General features: G+C 36.5%; 20 protein-coding genes and 1 pseudogene. 4 read left to right on the forward strand and 17 right to left on the reverse strand.

Features of this window, described 5'->3' with window-relative positions; all coding sequences use genetic code 11:
- Positions 1–17: 17 nt before the first annotated feature.
- Together B11cv2_RS06365 and B11cv2_RS06370 are read right to left on the reverse strand one after the other, a co-directional pair.
- On the reverse strand, positions 18–974 hold the full coding sequence (locus B11cv2_RS06365) for an acetyl-CoA carboxylase carboxyltransferase subunit alpha (RefSeq protein ID WP_100693798.1): 957 nt from the start codon (positions 972–974) through the stop codon (positions 18–20).
- 77 nt (positions 975–1051) lie between these two features.
- The gene (locus tag B11cv2_RS06370; RefSeq protein WP_100693799.1) at positions 1052–1990 is read right to left on the reverse strand and encodes a site-specific tyrosine recombinase XerD; all 939 of its coding nucleotides are present in this window, start codon (positions 1988–1990) and stop codon (positions 1052–1054) included.
- An 805-nt stretch (positions 1991–2795) separates the two neighbouring features.
- Here B11cv2_RS06370 and B11cv2_RS06375 point away from each other — a divergent pair.
- A pseudogene (locus B11cv2_RS06375) lies at positions 2796–3056 on the forward strand (3-dehydroquinate synthase); the annotation flags it as partial.
- A gap of 546 nt (positions 3057–3602) precedes the next feature.
- Entirely contained in the window at positions 3603–3968 is a 366-nt protein-coding gene (locus B11cv2_RS06380; protein WP_100693800.1) for an MliC family protein, read from the forward strand.
- Between the two features lie 37 nt (positions 3969–4005).
- On the opposite strand, the gene mnhG is transcribed toward B11cv2_RS06380, so the two are convergent.
- The 7 genes from mnhG to B11cv2_RS06415 all read right to left on the reverse strand — a co-directional run bounded on the left by mnhG (position 4006) and on the right by B11cv2_RS06415 (position 10690).
- A complete protein-coding gene (gene mnhG / locus B11cv2_RS06385; RefSeq protein WP_035006444.1) occupies positions 4006–4374 on the reverse strand; it encodes a monovalent cation/H(+) antiporter subunit G in 369 nt (122 codons plus the stop codon).
- The gene (locus B11cv2_RS06390; RefSeq protein WP_078674055.1) at positions 4371–4652 is read right to left on the reverse strand and encodes a K+/H+ antiporter subunit F; all 282 of its coding nucleotides are present in this window, start codon (positions 4650–4652) and stop codon (positions 4371–4373) included. Before B11cv2_RS06390 ends, mnhG begins: the two co-directional genes overlap by 4 nt.
- Positions 4649–5134: a Na+/H+ antiporter subunit E gene (locus B11cv2_RS06395; RefSeq protein ID WP_100693801.1), complete on the reverse strand. Its 486-nt coding sequence runs from the start codon at positions 5132–5134 to the stop codon at positions 4649–4651. Before B11cv2_RS06395 ends, B11cv2_RS06390 begins: the two co-directional genes overlap by 4 nt.
- Complete coding sequence (locus B11cv2_RS06400) at positions 5134–6753, reverse strand: monovalent cation/H+ antiporter subunit D (protein WP_100693802.1); 1620 nt, start codon at positions 6751–6753, stop codon at positions 5134–5136. Before B11cv2_RS06400 ends, B11cv2_RS06395 begins: the two co-directional genes overlap by 1 nt.
- Positions 6753–7094 (reverse strand): Na+/H+ antiporter subunit C, encoded by a 342-nt coding sequence (locus B11cv2_RS06405; RefSeq protein WP_100693803.1) that lies wholly within the window; start codon positions 7092–7094, stop codon positions 6753–6755. The genes B11cv2_RS06400 and B11cv2_RS06405 overlap by 1 nt, the downstream gene beginning before the upstream one ends.
- On the reverse strand, positions 7094–10012 hold the full coding sequence (locus tag B11cv2_RS06410) for a monovalent cation/H+ antiporter subunit A (protein WP_100693804.1): 2919 nt from the start codon (positions 10010–10012) through the stop codon (positions 7094–7096). Before B11cv2_RS06410 ends, B11cv2_RS06405 begins: the two co-directional genes overlap by 1 nt.
- Before the next feature lie 189 nt (positions 10013–10201).
- The gene (locus B11cv2_RS06415) at positions 10202–10690 is read right to left on the reverse strand and encodes a BA14K family protein (protein WP_100693988.1); all 489 of its coding nucleotides are present in this window, start codon (positions 10688–10690) and stop codon (positions 10202–10204) included.
- 171 nt (positions 10691–10861) lie between these two features.
- Here B11cv2_RS06415 and nspC point away from each other — a divergent pair, with 171 nt between their 5' ends.
- Positions 10862–11959, forward strand: a complete 1098-nt coding sequence (gene nspC / locus B11cv2_RS06420; protein WP_100693805.1) for a carboxynorspermidine decarboxylase — start codon at positions 10862–10864, stop codon at positions 11957–11959.
- Positions 11960–12015: 56 nt separating this feature from the next.
- Complete coding sequence (locus B11cv2_RS06425) at positions 12016–13254, forward strand: saccharopine dehydrogenase family protein (RefSeq protein WP_100693806.1); 1239 nt, start codon at positions 12016–12018, stop codon at positions 13252–13254.
- Between the two features lie 132 nt (positions 13255–13386).
- On the opposite strand, the gene lpdA is transcribed toward B11cv2_RS06425, so the two are convergent.
- From lpdA to B11cv2_RS06465, 8 genes are all read right to left on the reverse strand, one after another.
- Positions 13387–14793, reverse strand: coding sequence for a dihydrolipoyl dehydrogenase (lpdA, locus tag B11cv2_RS06430; protein WP_100693807.1), 1407 nt, complete (start codon positions 14791–14793; stop codon positions 13387–13389).
- 33 nt (positions 14794–14826) lie between these two features.
- Positions 14827–16044 carry a 2-oxoglutarate dehydrogenase complex dihydrolipoyllysine-residue succinyltransferase gene (gene odhB / locus B11cv2_RS06435; RefSeq protein WP_100693808.1) on the reverse strand — a complete coding sequence of 406 codons (1218 nt, stop codon included), beginning with the start codon at positions 16042–16044 and terminating at the stop codon, positions 14827–14829.
- A 32-nt stretch (positions 16045–16076) separates the two neighbouring features.
- Positions 16077–19076, reverse strand: coding sequence for a 2-oxoglutarate dehydrogenase E1 component (locus B11cv2_RS06440; RefSeq protein WP_100693809.1), 3000 nt, complete (start codon positions 19074–19076; stop codon positions 16077–16079).
- Between the two features lie 145 nt (positions 19077–19221).
- The gene (sucD, locus tag B11cv2_RS06445; protein ID WP_100693810.1) at positions 19222–20124 is read right to left on the reverse strand and encodes a succinate--CoA ligase subunit alpha; all 903 of its coding nucleotides are present in this window, start codon (positions 20122–20124) and stop codon (positions 19222–19224) included.
- Between the two features lie 3 nt (positions 20125–20127).
- Complete coding sequence (gene sucC / locus B11cv2_RS06450; protein ID WP_100693811.1) at positions 20128–21324, reverse strand: ADP-forming succinate--CoA ligase subunit beta; 1197 nt, start codon at positions 21322–21324, stop codon at positions 20128–20130.
- An 87-nt stretch (positions 21325–21411) separates the two neighbouring features.
- Positions 21412–22374, reverse strand: coding sequence for a malate dehydrogenase (mdh, locus tag B11cv2_RS06455; protein ID WP_100693812.1), 963 nt, complete (start codon positions 22372–22374; stop codon positions 21412–21414).
- 283 nt (positions 22375–22657) lie between these two features.
- Complete coding sequence (gene zapE / locus B11cv2_RS06460; protein WP_100693813.1) at positions 22658–23824, reverse strand: cell division protein ZapE; 1167 nt, start codon at positions 23822–23824, stop codon at positions 22658–22660.
- Between the two features lie 137 nt (positions 23825–23961).
- On the reverse strand, positions 23962–24492 hold the full coding sequence (locus tag B11cv2_RS06465) for an AprI/Inh family metalloprotease inhibitor (RefSeq protein WP_100693814.1): 531 nt from the start codon (positions 24490–24492) through the stop codon (positions 23962–23964).
- Positions 24493–24689: the final 197 nt, after the last annotated feature.

Here is a 24689-nt window from a genome sequence, read left to right on the forward strand (position 1 = left end):
CCTCGGCAGTAAATATATTAATTTAAAGAACGACCAATCTGAAGATATTTTTCCCAACGCTCTTGTCTAATAGTTTCACCATCTTTACCAGCCATAGACTTTAAAGCATCTGAAATAATATTACCTGTTGCTTCAATTACAACTTCTTTTCCCCGATGTGCTCCTCCTAAAGGCTCAGGAATAATACCATCAATAATCTGTAACTTATAAAGATCTTGAGCAGTAATGCGCATATTCGTTGCAGCATCCTTTGCACGAGTTGAATCGCGCCATAAAATAGAAGCTGCACCTTCTGGTGAAATAACTGAATAAATCGAGTGCTCCAACATATAAACTTTATTAGCTGCCGCAATTGCTATCGCTCCCCCAGAACCTCCTTCTCCAATAATAACGGAAACAACAGGGACCTTTAAGCGTAAAGTTGCAGCTGTTGATTGTGCAATTGCCTCTGCCTGCCCACGTTCTTCAGCACTCACACCAGGATAAGCGCCCGCCGTATCAACAAAAGTCAGTAATGGTAATTGAAAACGATCAGCCAATTCCATAATACGAACAGCTTTGCGATATCCTTCTGGACGTGCAGAACCAAAATTATAGTGCAAGCGGGTTTGGGTATCATGCCCTTTTTCTTGACCTATATAAGCAATTGCTTCACCTCTAAAGCGTGCAAAACCAGCTTGAATAGCTGCATCTTCAGCGAATTTACGATCACCTGCCAAAGGTGTAACATCAGTCAACAATTGCGCTGAATAATCCATAAAATGAGGTCTATCAGGATGACGAGCTACTTGTGTTTTTTGCCATGGTGATAATTTTTTATAGAGATCTCTCAAAGCTGTTTGAGAACGCGTTTCAAGACGTGCAATCTCATCACTCATATTAAGGCTATCCTTTTCCTGAGCAATTTTTTTTAATTCAAGAATTTGCAGATCAAGATCAGCAACTGGTTTTTCAAAATCAAGATAATTATACATTGCATCCAACTTATTTTGTATAATTTATACACTTATAATTTATTTTATAAAGTATTTTTCAAAAGATCATTTTTTCTTTACCTAACCTTACACTGATCAACAAGCGGATGATATTCATTAACCAAACGATGCAACCTAGCTTCCAATACATGTGTATAAATTTGAGTTGTAGAAATATCGCAATGACCTAACAAATGCTGAACGGCACGCAAATCAGCACCATTCTGCAACAGGTGGCTTGCAAAAGCATGGCGTAATACATGAGGAGAAAAGTTTTCACTTTGTATTCCTGCTCTTTTAGCGAGATCCTTTAATCCGCGAGCAACAAATTGGCGTGCAATATATCCGGTCGATGAACGAGCAGGAAAAAGGTAAATGCTTGTTGCATCTTTTCTCTGATCACGCACACTCAACCACTGCAACAGAATTTGACGTGCTTTCTCTGATAAAAGTACCACTCGCTCTTTTTCACCCTTCCCGCGAACCAAAATAAATTGCTCTTTTCCTCGCACAGCTTGAACTGGAAGACTAACTAGCTCACTGATACGTAATCCCGTCGCATAAAGCATTTCAAGCAACACCTGAAAACGCAAAGCACGGTAATAATTCTGGGTTCCAGACTCTGCTTGCTCTGTCTCCAATTGCGCAAAATCTAATAATTTTGTCACCGCATCTTCACTGATAATTTTCGGCAAAGGACGTCCTTGACGTGGTGAATCAATATCACTAGAAGGGTCATCTTCTCTTAATCCTTCAGCATAAAGAAATTGAAAAAATTGACGTAAAGTTGATAACCGACGCGCTTGTGAAGTTGCTGCGCAACCAGCTTTCTGCATGAGAGATAAAAGATTGATTAAATCTTCTCTTTGCGCCGAAAAAAACGAAATAGAGTGCGAAGATAATTTATTTTGTGCCCATTGTAAATCATGTTGATAAGCTAAAAGTGTACAAACAGAAGCTCCTCGCTCCGCACTCATCATTTCAAGAAAATGATCTATGACAGCATCATTTTTCATGTATTTTCTTTCGAAGATTCCTTTAATAAATCTAAAGGCACATCAACATTTATATCCACGGTCACTGGTTCAACATAAACCACAAGTGCAACCATAATGCTAAAAATAATAATAATTAAAATGAAAAATATTATTAAAAATCGAGTTAATGTTGGCATGAAAATAAACTATTCCAAAAAAATCTTAATTTTCTATCGTATCTGATAAAGATTAACAGGTCTTGACTTTAAGATAGATAAATATCGAAATAAAATCATGAATAATAATTATTTTAAAATATCCCCACAACATAAATAAAAAATCAACTGTTACTGTATCTTAATTGTTAAACACTCATATTGGCCGGTCTCATGAGTGCAAAAAAATCAATGATTAAAAAACATGTCGTTATTATGTATAATTTACTTTATTTATGATACTGATCAAGAAATCGAAAAAGCAGCACAAACAACAATTTCTGAATTCTTTTAAACTTATGAAAAATAAAGTTTCACACTTTTGAACAAAATATCATTTAAATATCCTTAAAAAATCTCCCTCATTTTAGCAACAAGCAAAGCAGCTTATATACTGAAAAACCATACCTCAAATTAAATATAGCACAAAATAGATCTTAATATTCTCATTGAACGTGTTTTAAAGTATCCTAGCTATTGCTTTAAAAAAGACTTAAAAATCACCAAAACTCATAGAATAATGCTACTCTAGCTATGCAAAAGCAAACTTAACGATTAGTAATCATAGCAAACATTAAGAAGCATAAAATATTACACGATCCACACAATGCTAATTGCACAACAAAATATATGAAACTGAAGCACACACATTCCTCAATCTTGGCCACACATTTGGACACATGCTTGAAAGAACAATTACCTACAATTCAAACTGCTTAATCTATGGTGAAAGTGTAGCGATTGAAATAAGTTTAGCCCACCAATTTTCTGCTCAACTGAATTTAATAAGTCCCACACTAACACAACCTATTGAAATACATTTTAAAGCTGTTGGTTTACCTACAAAATTACAGGATATTTCAAAACTTGAAATGTTAATGACTTTAATAGTATAAGATTAAGAAAATAGTCTAACTTTCGCCCTAACATGTGAGCTCAGTTAATCATTCATTGCAAGACATCTTGATCGCATTGAATATCATTTTAAATTTTCTAAAATAAAAATTAATGAAAACGGGCTCATAAATATTTATAATGATTGATTAAACTCAACGTTTTCGCTATAAAATTAAATATGATTGGGTCTGCGTAGCTCAGTAGGATAGAGCACAGGATTCCTAAGAAATTGGGCACTTTCAGAAGAAATTCTAAAAGTGAATCTGCTCAAATTCGGGGAAAACTTCACAGGAATTTGTATGTCAATCCCGAGCCAAGTCTCTTTTTAAATTAAAGAGAAAGGTGTAGAGACTGAACGGGCAGCACCTAAAAAGCATAAGTTTTAAGGTGAAGAGACAGTCCAGACCACAAACAGTTTTGCTGATAAAGCTGGCGGTGAAAATCGAAGTGGTATGAATCCTGGGGTCGTAGGTTCGAATCCTACCGTAGACACCACTATATAAGTTACGATTGTTACTTTGAATCATTAAGGAAACGTTATGAAAAAACTCTACTTAAGTTTATTATTCTTCAATCCGATTACTGCCTTCGCTGGATCTTTGGTAATCAATGTACCAGATGTCCCAGAGCCTATGATAAAACAGGTTGTTTATCAATGTGATACTGGAACAAATAAAGAAAAAGTCGAAGCAACTTATCTCAATGCTGATAATATTTCGTTAGTCGATTTTAAATGGAAAGGTGAACGCATTGTCGGTGCAAATGTCATCGCTGCGTCAGGATCAAAATACGCAGGAGCCCAGTATATTTGGTGGGAATCTAAAAACGAAGTTACACTTTTTGACCTTATTAATGATCCAGAAGAAAAGAAACCTATTTTTTGTAAAATAGAAGATAAGCAATAATAAGTTTTTATCCATTAGGTTTACATTCGTTTAAATTTCACGATTTCTTCTTTTTATGATTATGAAATAAAAGAGAAAGTGGTTCTTTTAAAAAATCCTTTGATTGATCTCGATGAACTGCTGTTTGTGACAACAACATAGAGGTTATTGGTGTTGTCATAAACAAAAAAATCATCAACAATATCTCATGAATAACAAATACATGATCCACATGTATTGAATAAAAAAAGGAAGCAATAATAATACTGCTTCCTCCCCAACTTGTACTCAATGAAGATGTATGCAAACGTTCATAAAAATTAGAAAAACGTACAAGCCCTATTGTTCCAATGAGAGTAAGACTAGATCCCAGTATTAAAAAAAAGCTAATTATAAGAGCACTCCAAAGTGAAATATCATCTTTCATTCAATAATTTCTCCACGCATTAAAAATTTTGCCAAAGCAATACTCGATATAGGACCTAAAAGACTAATAATGAGAACAGCTTCAAAATAAATAGTTGTTCCTGAACGAATATCAAACGTCAGAAATAAAAGGATAGCAGTCATATAAAGAGCATCCAAACCAACAATGCGATCTTGTGCTCTTGGACCACGAACCAGTCGAAACAATGCTAGAATCATCGCCAAACTTAAAAAAAACTGTGAAAGATAAAGTCCCCAATAAAGAATAACCATACTCATGAAAAAATCTCCAAAAGCAATTCCTCATATCGCTGCTTGATCAACTGTTCATAATCATTTCCATCTATTAAATTTAAGACATGAATTAAAAGTTGATTATTTTTGCTATTATAAGCAACCCAAACAGTACCTGGAGTAACTGCCAAGATACATGCTAAAATAGCTAAGGCAACTTGACTTTCAAGCGCTAGAAAAATAACAACAAAACCAGATTTTTGTTTTTTACGCCTTTTTGTTAAAATAAACCAAGCTACTGAAATATTTGAAGAAATAGAATCTATAAATACCCGAAATAATAATAGAAAAACCGCTTTCCAACTCTTAATGGTGGCTGTTTTCATCTCAATAAGCTGCATCATTAAACTACTGAACAAAGCAATAATAATGCCTAAAAGAAATTGGCCTAAATTAAAACCGTTTAAAATCACCCACATTAAAACAATCGCACAACTAAAAAAAGGATATGCAAAGAAGCGTTTCATCAATTTTTCTCCATCTTTTTTAGAGAAAAATCAGTTAAAATACTACTGATATAATTTTTAGGAGAGTGTAAAACTTTAGCAGTTTCATACATATAATGGCTAATAGGTCCAGCCATCATTGTTGCAACAAAACACAAAACTAAAAGAGCAGCAATAGGTGTAAATTCGATTACTTGCGCACGTGGAATTTTACCTTCAAGAGAAACCCAAAAAATCCGAATACCGGCTTTTGTCATTGAAATTAAAGTTGCAAAACCGGAAATAATAATAAAAATCACAAAAAGCCAATCCTGTAAAACTGGCATATATGCGGCAGAATTCCCTTCTTTGGGATTTAAAATTGCCATAATCATCATAAATTTTGCAATAAAACCAGATAAAGGAGGTAATCCAATAATTAAAATAGCACAAATAGCAAAACAAGCACCAAGAATTGCCAAAGTTACCGGTAAATAAGTACCTACTTCATCTTCTTCTTCCTCTTCTTCATCATTATACACTTCCGTTGTAACATCTAAAACATCAGTGGTGACGTCCTGATTACGCTCAACTAATTCTACCAAAAGAAAAAAAGCTCCCAAAGCTAAAGTTGAAGAAACAATATAAAAAAGTGTGCCCGCTGTTAACAGTATATTTCGAGTCCCAATTGCTGTTAACACTGTTCCAGAAGATACAAGAACACTATAAGCCGCTAAACGCCCCAAAACTTGACTAGCCAACACTCCAATAAAACCAAAAGTTAAAGTCGCAAGCCCACCATAAAATAAAATCGTAGAACCAAAATGGGTAAAATATCCACTTTCAGGACCAAACCATAACAATGTTAAACGTAAAATAACATAAATACCCACCTTGCTCAAAATCGCAAAAGAAGCACTCACAGGAGCCGCTGCTGCACAATAAGTTGGTACCAACCAAAAATTAAGTGGCCACAGACCAACTTTAAGCAATAAAGCAACACCTAAAAGGGCTACACCTATTTCAAATAAAACAATATCCGTAGAAGTGATATATCTTATTTTAACTGCCAAATCAGCCATATTAAGCGTGCCCACTATTCCATAAATTAGAGCCGTACCAGTTAAAAACAAAAATGAAGCAAAAAGATTAATCACTATATAATGCATACCAGCACGAACGCGTGATTGACCTGATCCATGTAAAGCAAGCCCATAAGAAGCGGTTAACATAACTTCAAAAAATACAAATAAATTGAATAAGTCACCTGTCAAAAAAGCACCATTAATGCCTACTATCAAAAATTGCATCAATGACTGAAAATGGGGACCTACCTTATACCAATAAGCTTGTGAGAAAACAAACGTAGCAGCAGTCAATACACTTGAAAGTAAAAGCATCAAAGCACTTAAGCGATCAAGAACCAAAATGATAGCGAAAGGAGAGGGCCAATTACCAAGTTGATAAACATCTGAAGCCGGCGCTATTTCAAGAGTACGTAGACACAATAAAATAGAAATAACAATCAATAAACCCGCAGAAGAGAGACTAATAAGTGACTTAAGCTGTGAATTACGTTCATCATAGAAAAGAAGAAGTGCTCCAGTAGTTAATGGCAAAAGAATAGGCAAAATAAGCAGATGCTGTAACCAAATTTCCATCACTTTGCCTCATGTCCATCAACATGATCCGAACCTGTTAAGCCACGTGACACCAAGAGAATAACCAGAAATAAAGCTGTCGTTGCAAAACCAATTACAATCGCTGTCAAAACCAAAGATTGCGGAAGAGGGTCAGCATAGTTTGCTGGATTGATCACACGAGATGGATCAACAATAGGGGCTGCATTGCTACGAGGCCTGCTCATTGAAAAAATAAAAAGATTTATGCCATAAGAAATTAATGACAAACCAAGAATAACCTGAAAAGTTCGTGGACGTAAAAGCAGCCAAATACCGGATCCAACGAGAACACCAATACCTAAAGAAAGAACAACTTCCACTAACTTTCTCCTTTTTTCAAATTAGGTTTTTTACTAATTCGATAAACGCGAATGGATTGATGTGCAATTGCAATTAAAATAAGGATAGTTGCGCCCATCACGAGAGAAAACACCCCTAAATCAAATAAAAAAGCAGATGCAATAGGAATTTTTCCAACCCAAGGAAGATTCATATATTGAAAAAAAGATGTTAAAAAAGGATATTTAAAAAACCAAGAACCTACCCCTGTTGCTACCGATAATAACAAACCGAAACCCATCCAACGCAAAGGCAAAACTCTTAAATGACTTTCCACCCAACGAATATTAGTAGCAAGATATTGTAAAATAAATCCTATTGCCAAAGTAATACCTCCAGCAAATCCACCTCCTGGAAGATTATGGCCACGTATAAATAGATAAATTGCAAAAGTAATAATAAGAGGAAAAAGCCAATGCATAATAACAGAAGGAATAAATAAATAATCTAATAAAGTATCCCTCTCTTGATAATTAATCCGTTCTTTATCAAAAACCGTCTGCATATGATGTTGAAAAGGAGCTATGCTTTCAGGTGCAGGACGAAAACGCCGTAAAAGAGCAAAAACAGTCAGTGCAACAACACCTAAAACTACTATTTCTCCCATTGTATCAAAACCACGGAAATCAACTAACAAAACATTCACAACATTGCGCCCACCAGTATCAAAATAAGCCCGTGTAAGAAAAAAGTCAGAAATTGTCATTCTTTGTGGACGCGTCATTACCGCAAATGATAGCCACGCTACACCTGCACCACTGACAAATGCTATGATAAAATCACGAACACGACGTAAATACACTAAAGATCCAACAGATACAGAGGAAGAAGAATGCAAACGCTTAGGTAACCAACGTAAACCAAGAAGTAACAATACTGTCGTCACCACTTCAACAACCAATTGTGTTACCGCTAAATCAGGAGCAGAAAGCCACAAAAAGGTTGCACAAGTCATTAAACCAGCGCCTCCCAACAGCATTAATGATACAAAACGATGAAACTTGGCCTGCCAAGCAACTAAAAATGCACAAAATCCGCCAATCAACCAAATAACAATAAAAGAAAAATCAAGAGGAAAAAGTGGCAATGGACCTGCTGAAATTAACCCATCACACCACAGTAAAAGACCAACAAATGCAAAACACACGAAAAGGACCCAACATAACTGAACTTGTAAACGACATGTTGATAAAAAAGATTCTGCTACACATGGCCATTTCCAAAAAATAATTATAAAAATACGCTCAAAAATACGTAATCTTTTTAAAGAACGAAAAAGAGGCACTCCCTCATTACATGATAAAAAATAATGATGCCCTAAAATATAAAGCAATGCACCCCCTGATAAAGCAACAAAACTCATAATTAAGGGAGTATTAAAACCATGCCAAACAGCTAAATTATAAGAAAATGTTGTCGGTCCTAAAACAGCTACTATGGCATTATCTAAAATAGATCCGATTGTTAAATTAGGAAAAATACCCACTGCCAAACAGATAAAAACCAATAATTCTATTGGAAAACGCATAAAACGTGGTGGCTCATGTGGTTTTTTGAGTAAATGAACAGGTTCAGGTCCGAAAAAAACACTGTAAATAAAGCGTATAGAATAGGTTACGCTGAACAAACTAGCTAATGTTGCTATATAAGGTGTAATCCGATTCAACCAAGATTCCATATGGATTTCAACTGTTTCAGCAAAAAACATTTCTTTTGATAAAAAACCATTAAGCAAAGGCACACCAGCCATTGCAGCACTCGCAACTAAGGCAAGAGTTCCTGTAATAGGCATATAACGAAAAAGGCCTGTCAATTTACGCATATCACGCGTACCTGTCTCATGATCAATGATACCAGCTGCCATAAATAATGACGCTTTAAAAGTAGCATGATTAGCCATATGAAAGATCGCGGCAACACAGGCAAGGGGACTGTCAAGACTCAAAAGCGTAGTAATCAAACCAAGATGGCTAAGCGTCGAGTAAGCAAGCAGACCTTTCAAATCTTGCTGAAACATTGAAAAATAAGCACCAAGAAGTAATGTTATTAATCCTGAAATACCAATAAGCCAAAACCAAACGTCTGTTCCAGATAAAACAGGCCACAGTCGAACAAGCAAAAATAAACCTGCTTTTACCATTGTTGCCGAATGTAAATAAGACGATGCAGGTGTTGGAGCAGCCATTGCGTTGGGTAACCAAAAATGAAATGGAAACTGTGCACTTTTTGTTAATGCTCCTAATAAAATACAAATAAGAATCGGAATATAAAGAGAACTGGACCGAATGAGATTTCCAGATTCTAGGACCTTATCCAGATCAAAACTACCAACAATATGGCCAATCAATAAAACTCCGATCAGCAGTGCAAAACCGCCTAAACCGGTAACTGTTAAAGCTATACGTGCACCATCACGCGCACTGGTATTATGGTGCCAATAACCAATCAATAAAAAAGAAAAAATACTAGTAAGTTCCCAAAAAATCACTAAAAATACGAGATTTCCTGATAAAATTATTCCCGTCATTGACCCCATAAAGGCTAGAAAAAAGGAAAAAAATCGTGGAACTGGATCTGCTGGATTCATATAATAACGTGCATAAACAACAACAAGAAACCCTATCCCTGTAATTAAAAGACAAAAAAGCCATGATAAACCGTCTATGCGGAGGGTTAGATTAACCCCCCATTCTGGAAGCCAAGAAAGATCTAAACGTACGACACCGTTTCTACAAACCGCTGGATACAGCATAATTGTCAAAAGAAGGCTAAAAAGTGCAATAGATCCAGCAAACCAAGCTTCATTATTTCTAGCAGTTGAACGAAAAAAACCAATGATAAAACTACCACTAAAAGGAAGCAAAACAAGCAATATTAACATTGCTTCCCGTGTTGTCATTAGCTGAACTCCATTTTATTTTTAATATTCTATCATTGGCAAAATAAAAAATGTAAAATCATTCTTCCTTTCACACTTATAACAATAGATTTAAATAAAACTTAAAAATGTAAAGAATTCTCACAAAATGACCACTTCATGCACAAAATCTACATAAAATATTTCAAAGTTTTTTACCTCTTATATCCTTTAACCTTTGAAAAAACTGGAAAAACATTGCTTACGAGGTCCATGGAAAGGTTGATAACTATTATCACTTTGAGTATAAGAGCGATAATGAGCTTTACAATACGCAATATGTTGCTTCATATTCCATCGCTTCTTTTCCTCTAGAACAAAAGAAGTCGTCGATTTGTTGTTTTGGGCTGATATAATCTTTCGAGGCATATTTTTCACATCTGAAGATGTATACGCAACAAATGCTTTTTCAGGATACCACCAACCGTCATTATATTTGCGATAACCATGCCGATAATGACGATAACCTTTAAAACCATTCAGTTCCTTACGCCCAGTAACTTTCAAAAGAGCTGAATCATTTTGAACAGAAAGCTGATCAACTGCTTTTGCCTTAACACCACTCTTATGCACCATATTAGAAATATTGGTTGTTATAATAAAAATACTGGCAATCGTTACAATAGACAAAATGGAATATAAGTTTTTAATAATGAACATAACATACATCTCAAAACAATTGAATAAAAACCAAATTACAGAAAGTCTTCTTACTGCCACCAAATGAAAATAGATTTTCTCACTGCTATTTTTTCCTTGAGACATTCTGTTGCTATATGTACTAAACGCTAATATGAACAATAAGATCCTTAAAACGAGAACGAATAGCCAATGATTGGGACTCCTTATTATCTTATCGATAAATCTAAACTCATAAAAAATATGAAGACTATTGCTCATTTACGAGCAATATCAGGAGTAAAAGTTTTACTCGCTTTAAAATGTTTTGCGACATGGAGTCTCTTTGATGTTATGTCCCAGTATATGGATGGCACCACATCATCATCCCTTTATGAACTCCGCTTAGGAAAAGAAAAATTTGGAAAAGAAACCCATGCTTATTCAGTTGCATGGGCCGATGATGAGATTGACGAAGCCTGTGGTTATGCAGATAAAATCATTTTTAATTCAATTCAACAATTGAAACGCTTTGCTAACACAACAAAAACAATTCAACGAGGCTTAAGATTAAACCCAGGCATCAGTGCATCAAATTTTGATCTTGCAAATCCCTCCCGTCCTTTTAGCCGTTTAGGAGAAACGAATCAGGATGCTATTAAAGAAGTCTTACCTCTCATTAATGGTTTAATGATCCATAACAATTGCGAAAATAGTGATTTTAATCTTTTTAATCAAATGCTTAACCACATTGAAGAAAAATTTAAAGAACTCTTTGTTGCAATTGATTGGATCAGTCTCGGTGGGGGAATTCACTTTACCGCTGAAAATTATCCTTTAGAAGATTTAGCAAAACGCTTAAAACATTTTTCTCAAACCTATGGTGTAACTGTTTTTCTGGAACCAGGAGAAGCCGCCATTACCAAAAGTACTACCTTAGAAGTTAGCGTTCTTGACACATTATATAATAAAAAAAATCTTGCCATTGTTGACAGTTCAATTGAAGCACATATGCTTGATCTTTTAATCTACCGTGAAAATGCCAAATTAGAACCAAATCATGGTCCTTATGAGATTATGGTTTGCGGCAAATCTTGTCTTGCTGGAGATATTTTTGGAACATTTCAATTTCCTGAACCCCTGAAGATAGGTGACAAATTATCCTTTCAAGACGCTGCAGGATACACAATGGTTAAAAAAAATTGGTTTAATGGCGTTGCAATGCCGGCTATTGTCATTAAAGAATGTAATGGGACCTTAACACTTCAACGTCAATTTAGCTATAATGATTATAAAAACAGCCTTTCATAACAAACACAACAAATAAAAATCATCATGCAGCAGTATTAAAAGGAGATGAACCTACAATGAAAAAAAACGTTCTCATTATTGGTGCTGGCGGTGTTGCACAAGTTGTTGCTCATAAATGTGCCCAAAACAATGATCTTCTCGGTGAAATTCATATCGCTTCACGAACACAAAAAAAATGTGACGCAATCATTGCTGCCATTCAAGAAAAAAAAGCCACAAAAGTAGAAGGCATTATCAAAAGTCATACACTCAACGCAATGGATGTTGAAGAAACTGTCAAACTTATTCAAAAGACAAAATGCGAAATCGTTATCAATGTTGGCTCCTCTTTTCTTAATATGTCTGTTCTTTCAGCTTGTATTGAAACAAAATGCGCTTATATCGATACAGCGATTCATGAAGATCCTTTAAAAATTTGTGAAACACCCCCTTGGTATGGCAATTATGAATGGCCCAGACGTCAAGAATGCGAAAAAGCAGGTATCACTGCTATTTTAGGCGCAGGTTTTGATCCTGGTGTTGTAAATGCTTACGCAGCATTAGCACGCGATAGCTATTTCGATACAATTACCGATATTGATATTATTGATATCAATGCCGGAAACCATGGACGTTGGTTTGCTACAAATTTTGACCCAGAAATTAACTTTCGGGAATTTACAGGACAAGTATGGTCATGGCAAAATAAAAAATGGACTTCTAATCAAATGTTTGAAATCCATCATGAATGGGATTTACCCGTTGTTGGAAAACAAACGGCTTATATGACAGGACACGACGAAATCCATTCATTATCTAAAAATCTTGATGTTCCCAATATTCGTTTTTGGATGGGTTTCAGCGAACGTTATATTACTGTCTTTACCGTTCTTAAAAATCTTGGACTCTTATCCGAACAACCTATCAGAACAGCAGAAGGTCAAGAAGTTGTTCCTTTGAAAGTTGTGAAAGCTGTTTTACCTGATCCTGCCTCTTTAGCACCAAATTATACAGGAAAAACTTGTATTGGAGACCTTGTTAAAGGCACAAAAAATGGAAATCCAAGAGAAGTATTCATCTATAATATAGCTGACCACAAACAAGCTTTTAATGAAACTGGCGCACAAGGAATTTCTTATACAGCTGGAATTCCTGCAGCAGCAACAGCTATGCTTATCGCTACCGGTGAATGGGATGTTAAAACTATGGTGAATATAGAAGAACTACCGCCACATCCTTTTCTAAAATATCTTGATCATATGGGACTGCCAACTTATGTAAGAGAACAACAAGATGATAAGAAATTACAATTTTAATTTATTTATGGAATGAAAATACAATAAAACCGCCTTTAAAAAAGCGGTTTTATCAAAACATAAAGATATTAAGGAAAAAAACTCTCCATTCTGCTTTCAAAAAGAACTATGGAATCCTGTTAGAAAGTAACTTTAGGTATGAAGAGGTTTAGAAAATGTCGCTAAAGCTGCTTCTCGCACAGCTTCCGATAAAGTAGGATGCGCATGACAACAACGTCCTAAATCCTCTGATGAACCACCAAATTCCATCAGAACTGCAATTTCATGGATCATTTCACCTGCACCAAATCCAAGAATATGCCCACCCAAAACTTGATCTGTCTTTTTATCAGCAAGGATTTTAACAAATCCATCATTTTTTTGCATTGCACGCGCACGTCCATTTGCCATAAAAGGAAATTTTCCAATGTTATAACTAATACCTGCCGCTTTAAGCTCTTCTTCTGTTTTACCTACACTAGCAATTTCTGGTTGTGTATAAACAACACTGGGAATAACATCAAAATTAACATGGCCTTTTTGACCAGCTAAAATTTCAGCCACGGCAACACCTTCTTCCTCAGCTTTATGAGCCAACATTGGACCTTTAACAACATCACCAATCGCATAAATTCCTAGAATATTAGTTTGCCACTGTGCATCTATCTTAATAAAACCGCGTTCATCCATCTGAACACCTGCTTCAGCCAAACCAAGCCCCTCTGTATAAGGAGAGCGTCCTGTAGCAATCAAAACAACATCAGCTTCTAAAGTCTCTTCAGCACCACCTCGAACAGCCTCAAAAGTTACTTTAGCAACTGAATCAGATTGAGTTACAGCTGTTACCTTCGCACCAAGCTTATATTCAATCCCTTGTTTTTCCATTAACTTCTGAAACTGTCGTGAAACTTCACCATCCATCGATCCTAAAACTTTATCAAGAAACTCTACAATAGTAACTTTAGCGCCCAAACGACTCCACACAGAACCAAGCTCTGAACCAATAACACCCGCACCAATAACCACCATGCGTGCAGGAACTTTTTCAAGTGCAAGTGCTCCTGTCGAAGACACAATCACTTTTTCATCGATTTCCACATTCACACCTGGAATACCTGATACATCTGAACCCGTAGCAACAATAATATTCTTTGTTTCAATCTTGTGTTGATTGCCATCTTTAGTAAGAACTTCAATCTGACCTGCACTTAAAATTTTTGCAGTGCCATGAAAAGTATCAATTTTATTTTTTTTCATCAAAAAAGAAATGCCACTTGTATTAGCTGTTACAACAGCCTTTTTATGCGCCATCATCTTATCAAGATCAAGCTTAGCCTGAGAAATAGAAATACCTAGCGTTTCAAAACCATGTTGTGCTTCAGCAAATAATTCCGAAGCATGTAACAATGCTTTAGAAGGTATACAGCCAATATTAAGACACGTACCACCTAATGTTGCACGTTTTTCGATAATCGCAGTTTTGAGACCCAATTGAGTAGCTTTTATTGATGCCACATAACCACCTGGACCAGCTCCAATTACAACAACATCATAAGACATCTGTCTCCCCTTTCATCCTCAAAAACTGTGTTTTTATAAATCAAGAACAAGACGTTCCGGATCTTCCAAACTTTCTTTAACACGCACAAGGAAAGTAACAGCTTCTTGTCCATCTACAATACGGTGATCATAAGAAAGCGCTAAGTACATCATTGGACGAATGACAATTTGTCCTCCGACCACCATTGCACGTTCTTTAATTGCATGCATTCCCAAAATACCAGATTGTGGTGCATTCAAAATCGGTGTCGACATTAATGACCCATAAACGCCGCCATTAGTAATAGTGAATGTTCCACCCAACATATCCGCGACCGCCAATTTTCCATCGCGAGCAAGGCGCCCTAAACGACCAATTTCTTTTTCGATTTCTGCAATTGACATTTGATCTGCATTGCGAACAACCGGAACCACAAGTCCTTTATCCGTCCCAACAGCAATCCCAGCATTAACATAGTTTTTATAAATAATATCTGTTCCATCAATTTCCGCATTAACAGCAGGAAGTTCTTTTAATGCATGACAAACAGCTTTGGTAAAAAAGCCCATAAAGCCAAGCTTAACACCATGCTTCTTTTCAAAAAGATCTTTGTAACGTTTACGCAAATCCATAACAGTAGACATATCAACTTCATTAAATGTGGTTAACATTGCTGCTGTATTTTGCGCATCTTTAAGACGACGCGCAATTGTCTGACGCAACTTTGTCATACGAACACGCTCTTCGTGCACTGTATCCACAGATACAGCAGAAGAAAGAGAAGCTGGTGTTTTTATCCCCTGCGTTAAAGCATTAAGAACATCTCCTTTGAGAATCTGTCCACGCTTTCCAGAACCTGAAAGATCACTTTTCTCTATGTTATTTTCAGCCATTAATTTTGCTGCTGAAGGAGCAGGAGGCATCGTTCCCCCTAAAGAGGAAGTTGATACAGACGCTGCCATAGGAGAAGACGCCGGCATAGATATCACAGAAGGTGATGCAGGTGGTGCGGATGATACAGAAACACCATCAGCCCCTGCTTCAATCACTCCTAAAAGAGCATTCACTTCAACTGTATCACCTTCTTTTGCAATGATCTCAGATAACTTTCCAGCAACAGGAGAAGGAACTTCAACAGTTACCTTATCAGTTTCTAACTCGACCAAAGGCTCATCCATAGCTACGGCTTCACCAATTTTTTTAAACCATTTGCCAATTGTTGCCTCAGTAACTGATTCGCCCAAAGTAGGAACACGGATTTCAGTAGCCATAATATTTTTCCATACGTCAGAGTAGTAATAAATTAAGAACCTAACGCGTCTTCAAGAAACGCGGCAAGCTGTTCAAGATGTTTCGACATTAAGCCAGTCGCAGGCGATGCACTTGCAGAACGCCCAGCATAACGTGCACGCGAATAACGTGCACGAATATGAGTTAGAACCCATTCTAAATAAGGCTCAATAAATGACCAAGCTCCCATATTTTTGGGTTCTTCTTGACACCAAACAATTTCTGCCTTTAAAAAGCGCGATAATACGTCCACCAGAGCCTTTGCCGGGAAAGGATAAAGCTGTTCAACACGTAACAAATAAACATTATCAATTCCCCTCTTTTCACGTTCTTCATAAAGGTCATAATAAACTTTACCTGTACAAAGAACAACACGGCGAATCTTGCTGTCTTTTTGTAATTTAATCACAGAGTTTTTAAGGCATTCTGCATCATCAAGTAACAAGCGATGAAAATTTGTTCCAGGCCCCATTTCACTTAAAAAAGAAACCGCTCGTTTATGACGCAAAAGTGATTTTGGTGTCATTAAAATCAATGGTTTACGAAAATCACGTCTAATTTGACGACGCAAAATATGAAAATAATTTGCAGGAGTTGTACAATTTGCAACCTGCATATTATCCTCTGCACACAATTGCAGAAAACGCTCTAAACGAGCTGAAGAATGCTCTGGCCCTTGTCCTTCAAAACCATGAGGTAATAAACACACAAGACCAGACATACGGAGCCATTTACGCTCAGCAGATGAAATAAACTGATCGAAAATAACCTGAGCACCATTAGAAAAGTCACCAAATTGGGCTTCCCAAAGTATTAAACCACGTGGCTCAGCAAGTGAATATCCATACTCAAAACCAAGAACAGCTTCTTCAGAAAGCATGGAATTTACAACTTCACAGATAGCTTGTCCCTGTTGTAAATTATTTAAAGGAATATAACGGGCTTCATTCTCTTGATCATAAAGAACCGCATGACGTTGCGAAAAAGTTCCACGTTCAACATCTTCACCAGAAAGACGAACTGGTGACCCTTCTAAACACAAAGAACCAAAAGCTAAAGCTTCAGCTGTCGCCCAATCAATGCCATCACCAGATTCAAACATTTGAACACGATTATTTAAAAAACGCTGAATCGTTTTATGTATATGAAAATCTGATGGAATTTCGACAAGTTTTTGTCCAATCTCCTTTAAGGTTTTCAACTCAACACCTGTCGTTCCATAGCGCTGTTCATCACTATTACTGGCAGCTTTAATACCTGTCCAACTCCCATCAAGCCAATCAGCCTTATTAGGTTTATAAGAAGCACTCGCTTCAAATTCACTTTCAAGCTTATCGCGCCACATTTGTTTCTTTTGTTCAACTTCTTGAGGACCAATGACTCCTTCAGCTATTAGCTGATTACTATAAAGTTGAACCGTCGTTTTATGATTACGAATCGCTTTATACATAAGCGGTTGTGTAAAGGAAGGTTCATCGCCTTCATTGTGTCCGTAACGGCGATAACAGAACATATCAATGACTACTGGTTTATGGAAGATTTGACGGAATTCTGTTGCTACTTTTGCTACAAAAACAACAGCTTCAGGATCGTCTCCATTTACATGAAAAATTGGTGCATCGATCATTTTCGCAACATCTGATGGATAAGGTGACGAACGTGAAAAACGTGGATTAGTTGTAAATCCGATTTGATTATTGATAATTACATGAATCGAGCCAGCAACACGGTAACCTCTCAAATCTGAAAGACCAAACGTTTCTTGAATAACGCCTTGTCCTGAAAAAGCCGCATCACCATGAATAAGAAGCGGCAAAACTTTTGAACGCTCACTTAACGGTATAACTTCCATGCGATTATAACCAATAAGTTGATCTTGCTTAGCACGTGCCTTTCCAATCACAACTGGATCAACAATCTCAAGATGAGACGGATTAGGCAAAAGCGATAAATGAACTTTTTTACCATCAAATTCACGATCAGAAGAAGTCCCCAAATGATATTTTACATCACCTGATCCCTCAACATCATCAGGTTTATAAGAACCACCTTTAAACTCATGAAAAATAGCTCGATGCGGTTTTTCAAGAACTTGAGAAAGAACATTTAAACGACCCCGGTGAGCCATCCCAAAAACTATTTCTTGTACCCCCAAAGCACCACTGCGCTTAATAATCTGCTCAAGAGCTGGAATAAGCGCTTCACTTCCATCAAGACCAAAACGTTTTGTGCCCTTATATTTTACATCCAAAAACTGCTCAAAACCTTCAGCTTCTATAAGCTTGTTAAGAATAGCTTTTTTACCCTTTTGTGTGAAGGCAATTTGTTTATCTGGCCCCTCAATACGTTCCTGAATCCAAGCTTTTTGAGCAGGATCTGAAATATGCATATATTCTACACCAATCGTTGAACAATACGTACGATTAAGAATTTCAAGCATCTGCGGGATGGTTGCGTACTCTAATCCCAAAACATTATCAATAAAAATCGGACGTTCGTAATCAGCAGGACTAAAACCATAAGCCTCTGGTGATAACTCTTTATAGTCTTCCCGATTTCCAGCCAGTTTAAGTGGATCAAGTTGTGCATGAAGATGCCCTCGAGCTCGGAAAGCACGAATCATCATAAGTGCATGAACAGAATCACGTGTTGCTTGAATAATATATTCTTCGCGAGACGTTTTTCCATTTTGTACAGGATTAACAGCTGCTTTCTCTTTTAATTTATCTCCAAAATGCTTCTCAAGTGCAGACCAATCACTATCTAAAGCAGAAACTAGCTCTCCACTTTCTTTTAATGGCCAATGATCCCGTTGCCATGTCGCTCCTTCAGCATTCTTGAGCACATCTTCTTTATTCTCTTGAAAAGTTTCAAAAAAATCACACCATTGTCGATCAACATTGGTAGGATTCTTTTTATATTCGGCATAAAGTTGATCTATATAATCGGCATTTCCACCATATAAAAATGATGTTTGTGTAAAAAGATCATTCTTCTCATCCTGCCTTGCCATATATTTTTCCGGAACACTCGTTCCGTCTCCTTAATGTACCCGCTTTTCTTTTTAAAATAAGAATCGGAAAATTGTAAAAAAGTTTTTATTTTTATAATCCATATTTTATCTGAATGGATGACATCCACTCAGATAAATTTTTCTTTTAACCCTTCAACTCTTCAACTAAAGTCTTACCTATTTGTGATGGTGAAGGAGAAACTCGAATTCCAGCTGCTTCCATTGCCGCAATTTTATCTTCTGCCCCACCTTTACCACCAGAAATCACTGCACCAGCATGTCCCATTGTCCGTCCCGGAGGAGCTGTACGACCAGCAATAAAACCAACCATTGGTTTTTTACGACCTTTTTTTGCTTCATCCTTTAGAAACTGTGCTGCTGCTTCTTCAGCAGAACCACCAATTTCACCAATCATAACAATAGATTCGGTTTCATTATCAGCTAAAAACATTTCCAACACATCAATAAATTCAGTCCCCTTAACGGGATCTCCCCCAATACCAATAGCTGTTGTCTGACCAAGCCCTTCATGACTCGTTTGAAAAACCGCTTCATACGTTAGAGTTCCCGATCTTGACACAACTCCAACAGAACCTTTTCTGAAAATAGAACCTGGCATAATACCAATTTTACATTCATCAGGAGTGAGAATACCCGGACAATTAGGACCAATTAAACGCGACTTTGATTGCTCTAATTTAGCCTTAACCTTAACCATATCCATAACCGGTATACCTTCTGTAATACAGACAATTAAACCGATTTCGGCTTCAATAGCCTCTATAATAGCATCAGCAGCCCCCGCAGGAGGAACATAAATAACGGAAGCATCAGCTCCAGTCTTTTCTTTACCTTCCACAACACTGGCAAAAATAGGAAGAGTTTCACCCTTTGATCCCTTCCATGTTTCTCCGCCTTTTTTGGGATTAATACCGCCAACCATCTGCGTACCATGGTAAGCAAGTGCTTGTTCTGTATGAAATGTCCCCGTTTTCCCCGTAAGCCCTTGAACAAGAACTTTTGTATCCTTATTAATAAGAATTGACATGGTTTAAGCTCCCTTCACTGCTGCAACAATTTTTTGAGCAGCATCATCTAAGTCATCAGCAGAAATAACATTTAAACCACTTTCACTGATAATTGCCTTACCCTGTTCAACATTAGTACCTTCAAGGCGAACAACTAAAGGAACTTTTAAACCAACTTCCTTAACAGCAGCAATCACACCTTCAGCAATAACATCGCAACGCATAATCCCACCAAAAATATTGACTAAAATGCCTTTTACATTCGGATCAGCTGTAATAATTTTAAAAGCAGCAGTTACTTTTTCTTTTGAAGCACCACCACCAACATCAAGAAAATTTGCTGGTTCAGCCCCATAGAGTTTGATGATATCCATTGTTGCCATAGCAAGACCAGCGCCATTCACCATACAACCAATCGTCCCATCAAGAGCAACATAAGCAAGATCATGCTTTGATGCTTCAATTTCTTTTGAATCTTCTTCTGAAATATCGCGTAATTCTAAAATATCTGGATGACGATATAACGCATTATTATCGAAAGAAACTTTTGCATCAAGAACACGTAAACGGCCATTATTCATTACAATCAGCGGATTGATTTCAAGAAGGCTCATATCTTTTTCATAAAAAGCCTTATAGAGTATTGGAAACAACTTTTCACCATCTTCACGTGCACTATCGCATAATTTTAACGAATCACAAAGTTTCGTGCAATCAGAAGGAGTAACGCCCTTTGTAGGATCGATAGGAAGAGTAAATATTTTTTCCGGTGTCTCTTCAGCAACCGTTTCAATGTCCATTCCTCCTTCTGTTGACACAACAAAAGAAACTTGACCAATTGTACGATCAACTAAAAGTGAAAGATACAACTCCCGCTCAATATCAGCTCCATCTTCAATATAAAGACGATTAACCTGTTTACCTTCTGGACCTGTTTGCTTAGTTATCAAAGTTTTCCCAAGCATTTCCTTTACATTCGTAATAACTTCTTCAACTGATTTTGCAAGTCGAACACCGCCTTTTGAATCAGAGCTAAGTTCTTTAAACTTCCCTTTTCCACGTCCTCCAGCATGAATTTGACTTTTAACCACATAAAGCGGTCCTGGTAATTTTTTCACCCAATTTTCAGCTTGTTCTACAGAATAAATAGCAACACCATTCGCTACTGGCGCACCATATTCATGAAGCAGACGTTTGGCCTGATATTCATGGATATTCATATATTTTTCCTTTTCTTTTATGAAACACTAAATTGATTCTTAAAACCCTTAAGGTACCTTACTTTACCTAACAAAAACTATTTTGAATCATCCGAGATTAGGTGCGATATCAGCACATGTTTTACAAAGCTCATGCACTGCATTTACTGATTTTTCAAAAGCAGATTTTTCATTGTCATTCAGATCAATTTCAATGACTCGTTCAACACCACCAGCACCAATAACAACAGGAACACCAACGTACGTATCCTTAACTCCATATTCACCTGAAAGATAAGCAGCAACAGGAAGAACACGCTTAGTATCTTTTAAATAAGCCTCGGCCATCGCAACAGCAGAAGAGGCCGGCGCATAAAAAGCAGAGCCTGTTTTTAACAAATTCACAACTTCTGCCCCCCCATTCCTTGTACGTTGGATAATTTGATCAAGTTTCTCCTGCGTTGTCCAGCCCATCTTCACAAGATCAGGCAAAGAAATACCAGCAACAGTGGAATAACGGATCAGAGGAACCATCGAATCACCATGACCTCCCAAAACAAATGCTGTTACATCTTTAACAGAAACTTTAAATTCTTCAGATAAGAAATAACGAAAACGTGCTGAATCAAGAATACCAGCCATACCAATGACTTTTTGTGTTGGAAGACCAGAAAACTTCTGCAATGCCCACACCATTACATCGAGAGGATTGGTAACACAAATTACAAATGCTGAAGGCGCATATTTCTTAATTCCCGTGCCAACTTGTTCCATAACTTTTAAATTAGTAGCTAAAAGATCGTCACGACTCATACCAGGTTTACGTGCAATACCTGCCGTTACGATAACAACATCGGCATCTGCAATAGCTTCATAAGTATTCGTTCCTGCTAAATTGACATCAAAGTTTTCAACTGGTGATGATTCTGCAATATCCAAAGCCTTACCCTGCGGTATTCCCTCTGCAATATCAAACAAAACAACATTTCCAAGTTCCTTAAGTCCTATTAAATGCGCTAAAGTACCACCAATCATACCTGAACCGATTAAAGCTATCTTCTTTCGTGCCATTTTTATTTCCTTTTACTAAGCGCAAAATCCCCCGCGCTAACAGATTAAATATTTTCCCTTAATCTAATCCTCTTTTTAACAAGACCACTTAGACATAAGATGATCAAAATTCATCAAACTTTCTTTTTACGACTAAAAACTGCTTCCTAAAATATTAAAGCAACCAATTACAATTGTATCGATAAAATGAATTTAAAAAAAATACAACAGAATTATTACAACATTTGTCAATTCAATAAGTTATTATTGAAGCAGTTTACGTAAAGGTAAAGTAAAGATTCGCTTATTTCTTTAAAAATTGTTCTGCCCAAACATTGAGATAATCTTGACTTTGCATTTCAAAAAGGCGCGACTGCGTTCTTTGAAACTCAAATGTTTCTATTGTCTGCGCCCGTCCTTTATATAATTGCTCAAGCTCTGTTTCTGCCGACATAAAGAGTCTTATGTGACGTTCATAAAGAACATCAATAAGCAAAATAAATCGCTTAGTTTCATTGCGATGTGCATCATCCATAACAGGAACATGATCAATAAAAATCGTATGAAAATGCTCTGCTAACGCCAAATAATCTGCTGCAGCTAAAGGCTTTATGCAAAGATCTCGATAATCAAAGCGCGCACATCCATCTCTAAAACGTGGAATATGAATAGAACGTCCCTTTACAGATAAATCATTTGATGTTTCCTTTTGACCTTGTAAAACGAATGTCCATGCTTGATCCATATTTTCATCTGCTGCTTGTCCCAATGGAGTGATATACACATGTTGTGGATTTGATTTTTCAAGACGATAATCCGTTTTTGCATCGAGATTAATAACACACACATGTTTTTTTAAAATTTGAATAAAAGGCATAAAAAGCTCTCGATTCAAACCATTGTAATAAAGATTATCAGGAGCGACATTTGACGTAGCAACAAAAATAACGCCTTGATTAAATAATGTAGTAACAAGACGACCAAGAACCATTGCATCTGCAATATCTGTTACCGTAAATTCATCAAAACAAAGTACATGTGCTTCTCGTGCCAGATCTTCTGCAACCGCTAAAATAGGATCATTTTGTTTGGATTTTGCATGTTTAAACGCTTGCCGATGTGCATTAATACGCTCATGTACATCAGCCATAAAATCATTAAAATGAGCACGTTTTTTATTCCCTTCTGGCAAACAAGAGAAAAACAAATCCATGAGCATAGTCTTGCCACGCCCAACCTCACCATAAATGTACAATCCTTGAACGAAATTATCAGTACCACATCGACTTGAAGCATGAGAATACGTTTGTTTCTTAAAAAAACGCCAGAACGTCCAAGGTCGAGAAATCTTCTGTGCTGAAATTTCTTGTAATAAATAATCAAAATGTTTTGTTAAATCCCGTTGAGCTGAATCGAAACTAATGTCTCCTTTGGAAACAAGCTCTTCATAGCGCGCTGAAACTAAAACCATCCAAAAATCCTTTTTTCAAATCATTCTGAAAAAATGTAAATTTCATAGACATAAATGTTTTTTTGCATCATTTTGTGATTAAATAATGCAAATTCGTGTACGTAATATTTGCCTTTTTATAAGGAGTTTAAAATGATTTAACGGTCTAAAACAACAGGTTGATTATCCAATGTCCGTCCTTCCAAATAATCTTTTCCAAAAGAATAAAGAACCGCGACAACACTTCCAGATCGGTCATAAAAATATAATTTTTTTTCTTTAATAGCCCATGAATTCACTTTGGCAAATATTCTTGGACAATTCAAAGGACCAGCTCGATACCCTGAACCAAACTTTGTTTGTGGAGTGGCGATTCGGCAGGAATCATCACCAATAGAGAGATTCCATACACCAACAATATTTGTAGGGAACAAATCAATTGCATTGTCTGGTACTTCAAAGCCAGTTAACGGTGCATCATTTTGAGCGTGTTCCTTTTCATAACTTGAGGGAGTTAACACTTCAGAATCTAATGTATCAGATGTTTCAGGCTCTAACAGTTGCTGAACAGGATAAAAAACTTCCGCTATGTTGCTGCCATCACTGTTACCAAACTGCGAGCTTGCACAACCACTTAAGATCGCTACAATAAATAGTACAATGAAAAATGAAATTTTTGAGAAAGTCATACTCTTCACTCTTTCTTATGACAATAATAAACTTATTTAAAAACAAGTGAGCGCATTTTATGGAAATACGCTATTTTACAAAAATAAATTAATAAATAAGAAAAACCTAATAAAAAACATGTGATCATAACAAAAATTATTCATTTTGAAGAACAGTATTCACTCCCTTTCATTTTATTTCTGTCAATACTGGTAAT

It is taken from the genome of Bartonella sp. 1-1C (assembly GCF_002810325.1).
Taxonomy (GTDB): Bacteria; Pseudomonadota; Alphaproteobacteria; order Rhizobiales; family Rhizobiaceae; genus Bartonella; species Bartonella rochalimae.

Coding starts and splice junctions, on each gene's coding strand:
- B11cv2_RS06365 (WP_100693798.1), bottom strand. CDS start 974: ATGTATAATTATCTTGATTTTGAAAAACCAGTTGCTGATCTTGATCTG.
- B11cv2_RS06370 (WP_100693799.1), bottom strand. CDS start 1,990: ATGAAAAATGATGCTGTCATAGATCATTTTCTTGAAATGATGAGTGCG.
- B11cv2_RS06380 (WP_100693800.1), top strand. CDS start 3,603: ATGAAAAAACTCTACTTAAGTTTATTATTCTTCAATCCGATTACTGCC.
- mnhG (WP_035006444.1), bottom strand. CDS start 4,374: ATGAAAGATGATATTTCACTTTGGAGTGCTCTTATAATTAGCTTTTTT.
- B11cv2_RS06390 (WP_078674055.1), bottom strand. CDS start 4,652: ATGAGTATGGTTATTCTTTATTGGGGACTTTATCTTTCACAGTTTTTT.
- B11cv2_RS06395 (WP_100693801.1), bottom strand. CDS start 5,134: ATGAAACGCTTCTTTGCATATCCTTTTTTTAGTTGTGCGATTGTTTTA.
- B11cv2_RS06400 (WP_100693802.1), bottom strand. CDS start 6,753: ATGGAAATTTGGTTACAGCATCTGCTTATTTTGCCTATTCTTTTGCCA.
- B11cv2_RS06410 (WP_100693804.1), bottom strand. CDS start 10,012: ATGACAACACGGGAAGCAATGTTAATATTGCTTGTTTTGCTTCCTTTT.
- B11cv2_RS06415 (WP_100693988.1), bottom strand. CDS start 10,690: ATGTTCATTATTAAAAACTTATATTCCATTTTGTCTATTGTAACGATT.
- nspC (WP_100693805.1), top strand. CDS start 10,862: ATGATTGGGACTCCTTATTATCTTATCGATAAATCTAAACTCATAAAA.
- B11cv2_RS06425 (WP_100693806.1), top strand. CDS start 12,016: ATGAAAAAAAACGTTCTCATTATTGGTGCTGGCGGTGTTGCACAAGTT.
- lpdA (WP_100693807.1), bottom strand. CDS start 14,793: ATGTCTTATGATGTTGTTGTAATTGGAGCTGGTCCAGGTGGTTATGTG.
- odhB (WP_100693808.1), bottom strand. CDS start 16,044: ATGGCTACTGAAATCCGTGTTCCTACTTTGGGCGAATCAGTTACTGAG.
- B11cv2_RS06440 (WP_100693809.1), bottom strand. CDS start 19,076: ATGGCAAGGCAGGATGAGAAGAATGATCTTTTTACACAAACATCATTT.
- sucD (WP_100693810.1), bottom strand. CDS start 20,124: ATGTCAATTCTTATTAATAAGGATACAAAAGTTCTTGTTCAAGGGCTT.
- sucC (WP_100693811.1), bottom strand. CDS start 21,324: ATGAATATCCATGAATATCAGGCCAAACGTCTGCTTCATGAATATGGT.
- mdh (WP_100693812.1), bottom strand. CDS start 22,374: ATGGCACGAAAGAAGATAGCTTTAATCGGTTCAGGTATGATTGGTGGT.
- zapE (WP_100693813.1), bottom strand. CDS start 23,824: ATGGTTTTAGTTTCAGCGCGCTATGAAGAGCTTGTTTCCAAAGGAGAC.
- B11cv2_RS06465 (WP_100693814.1), bottom strand. CDS start 24,492: ATGACTTTCTCAAAAATTTCATTTTTCATTGTACTATTTATTGTAGCG.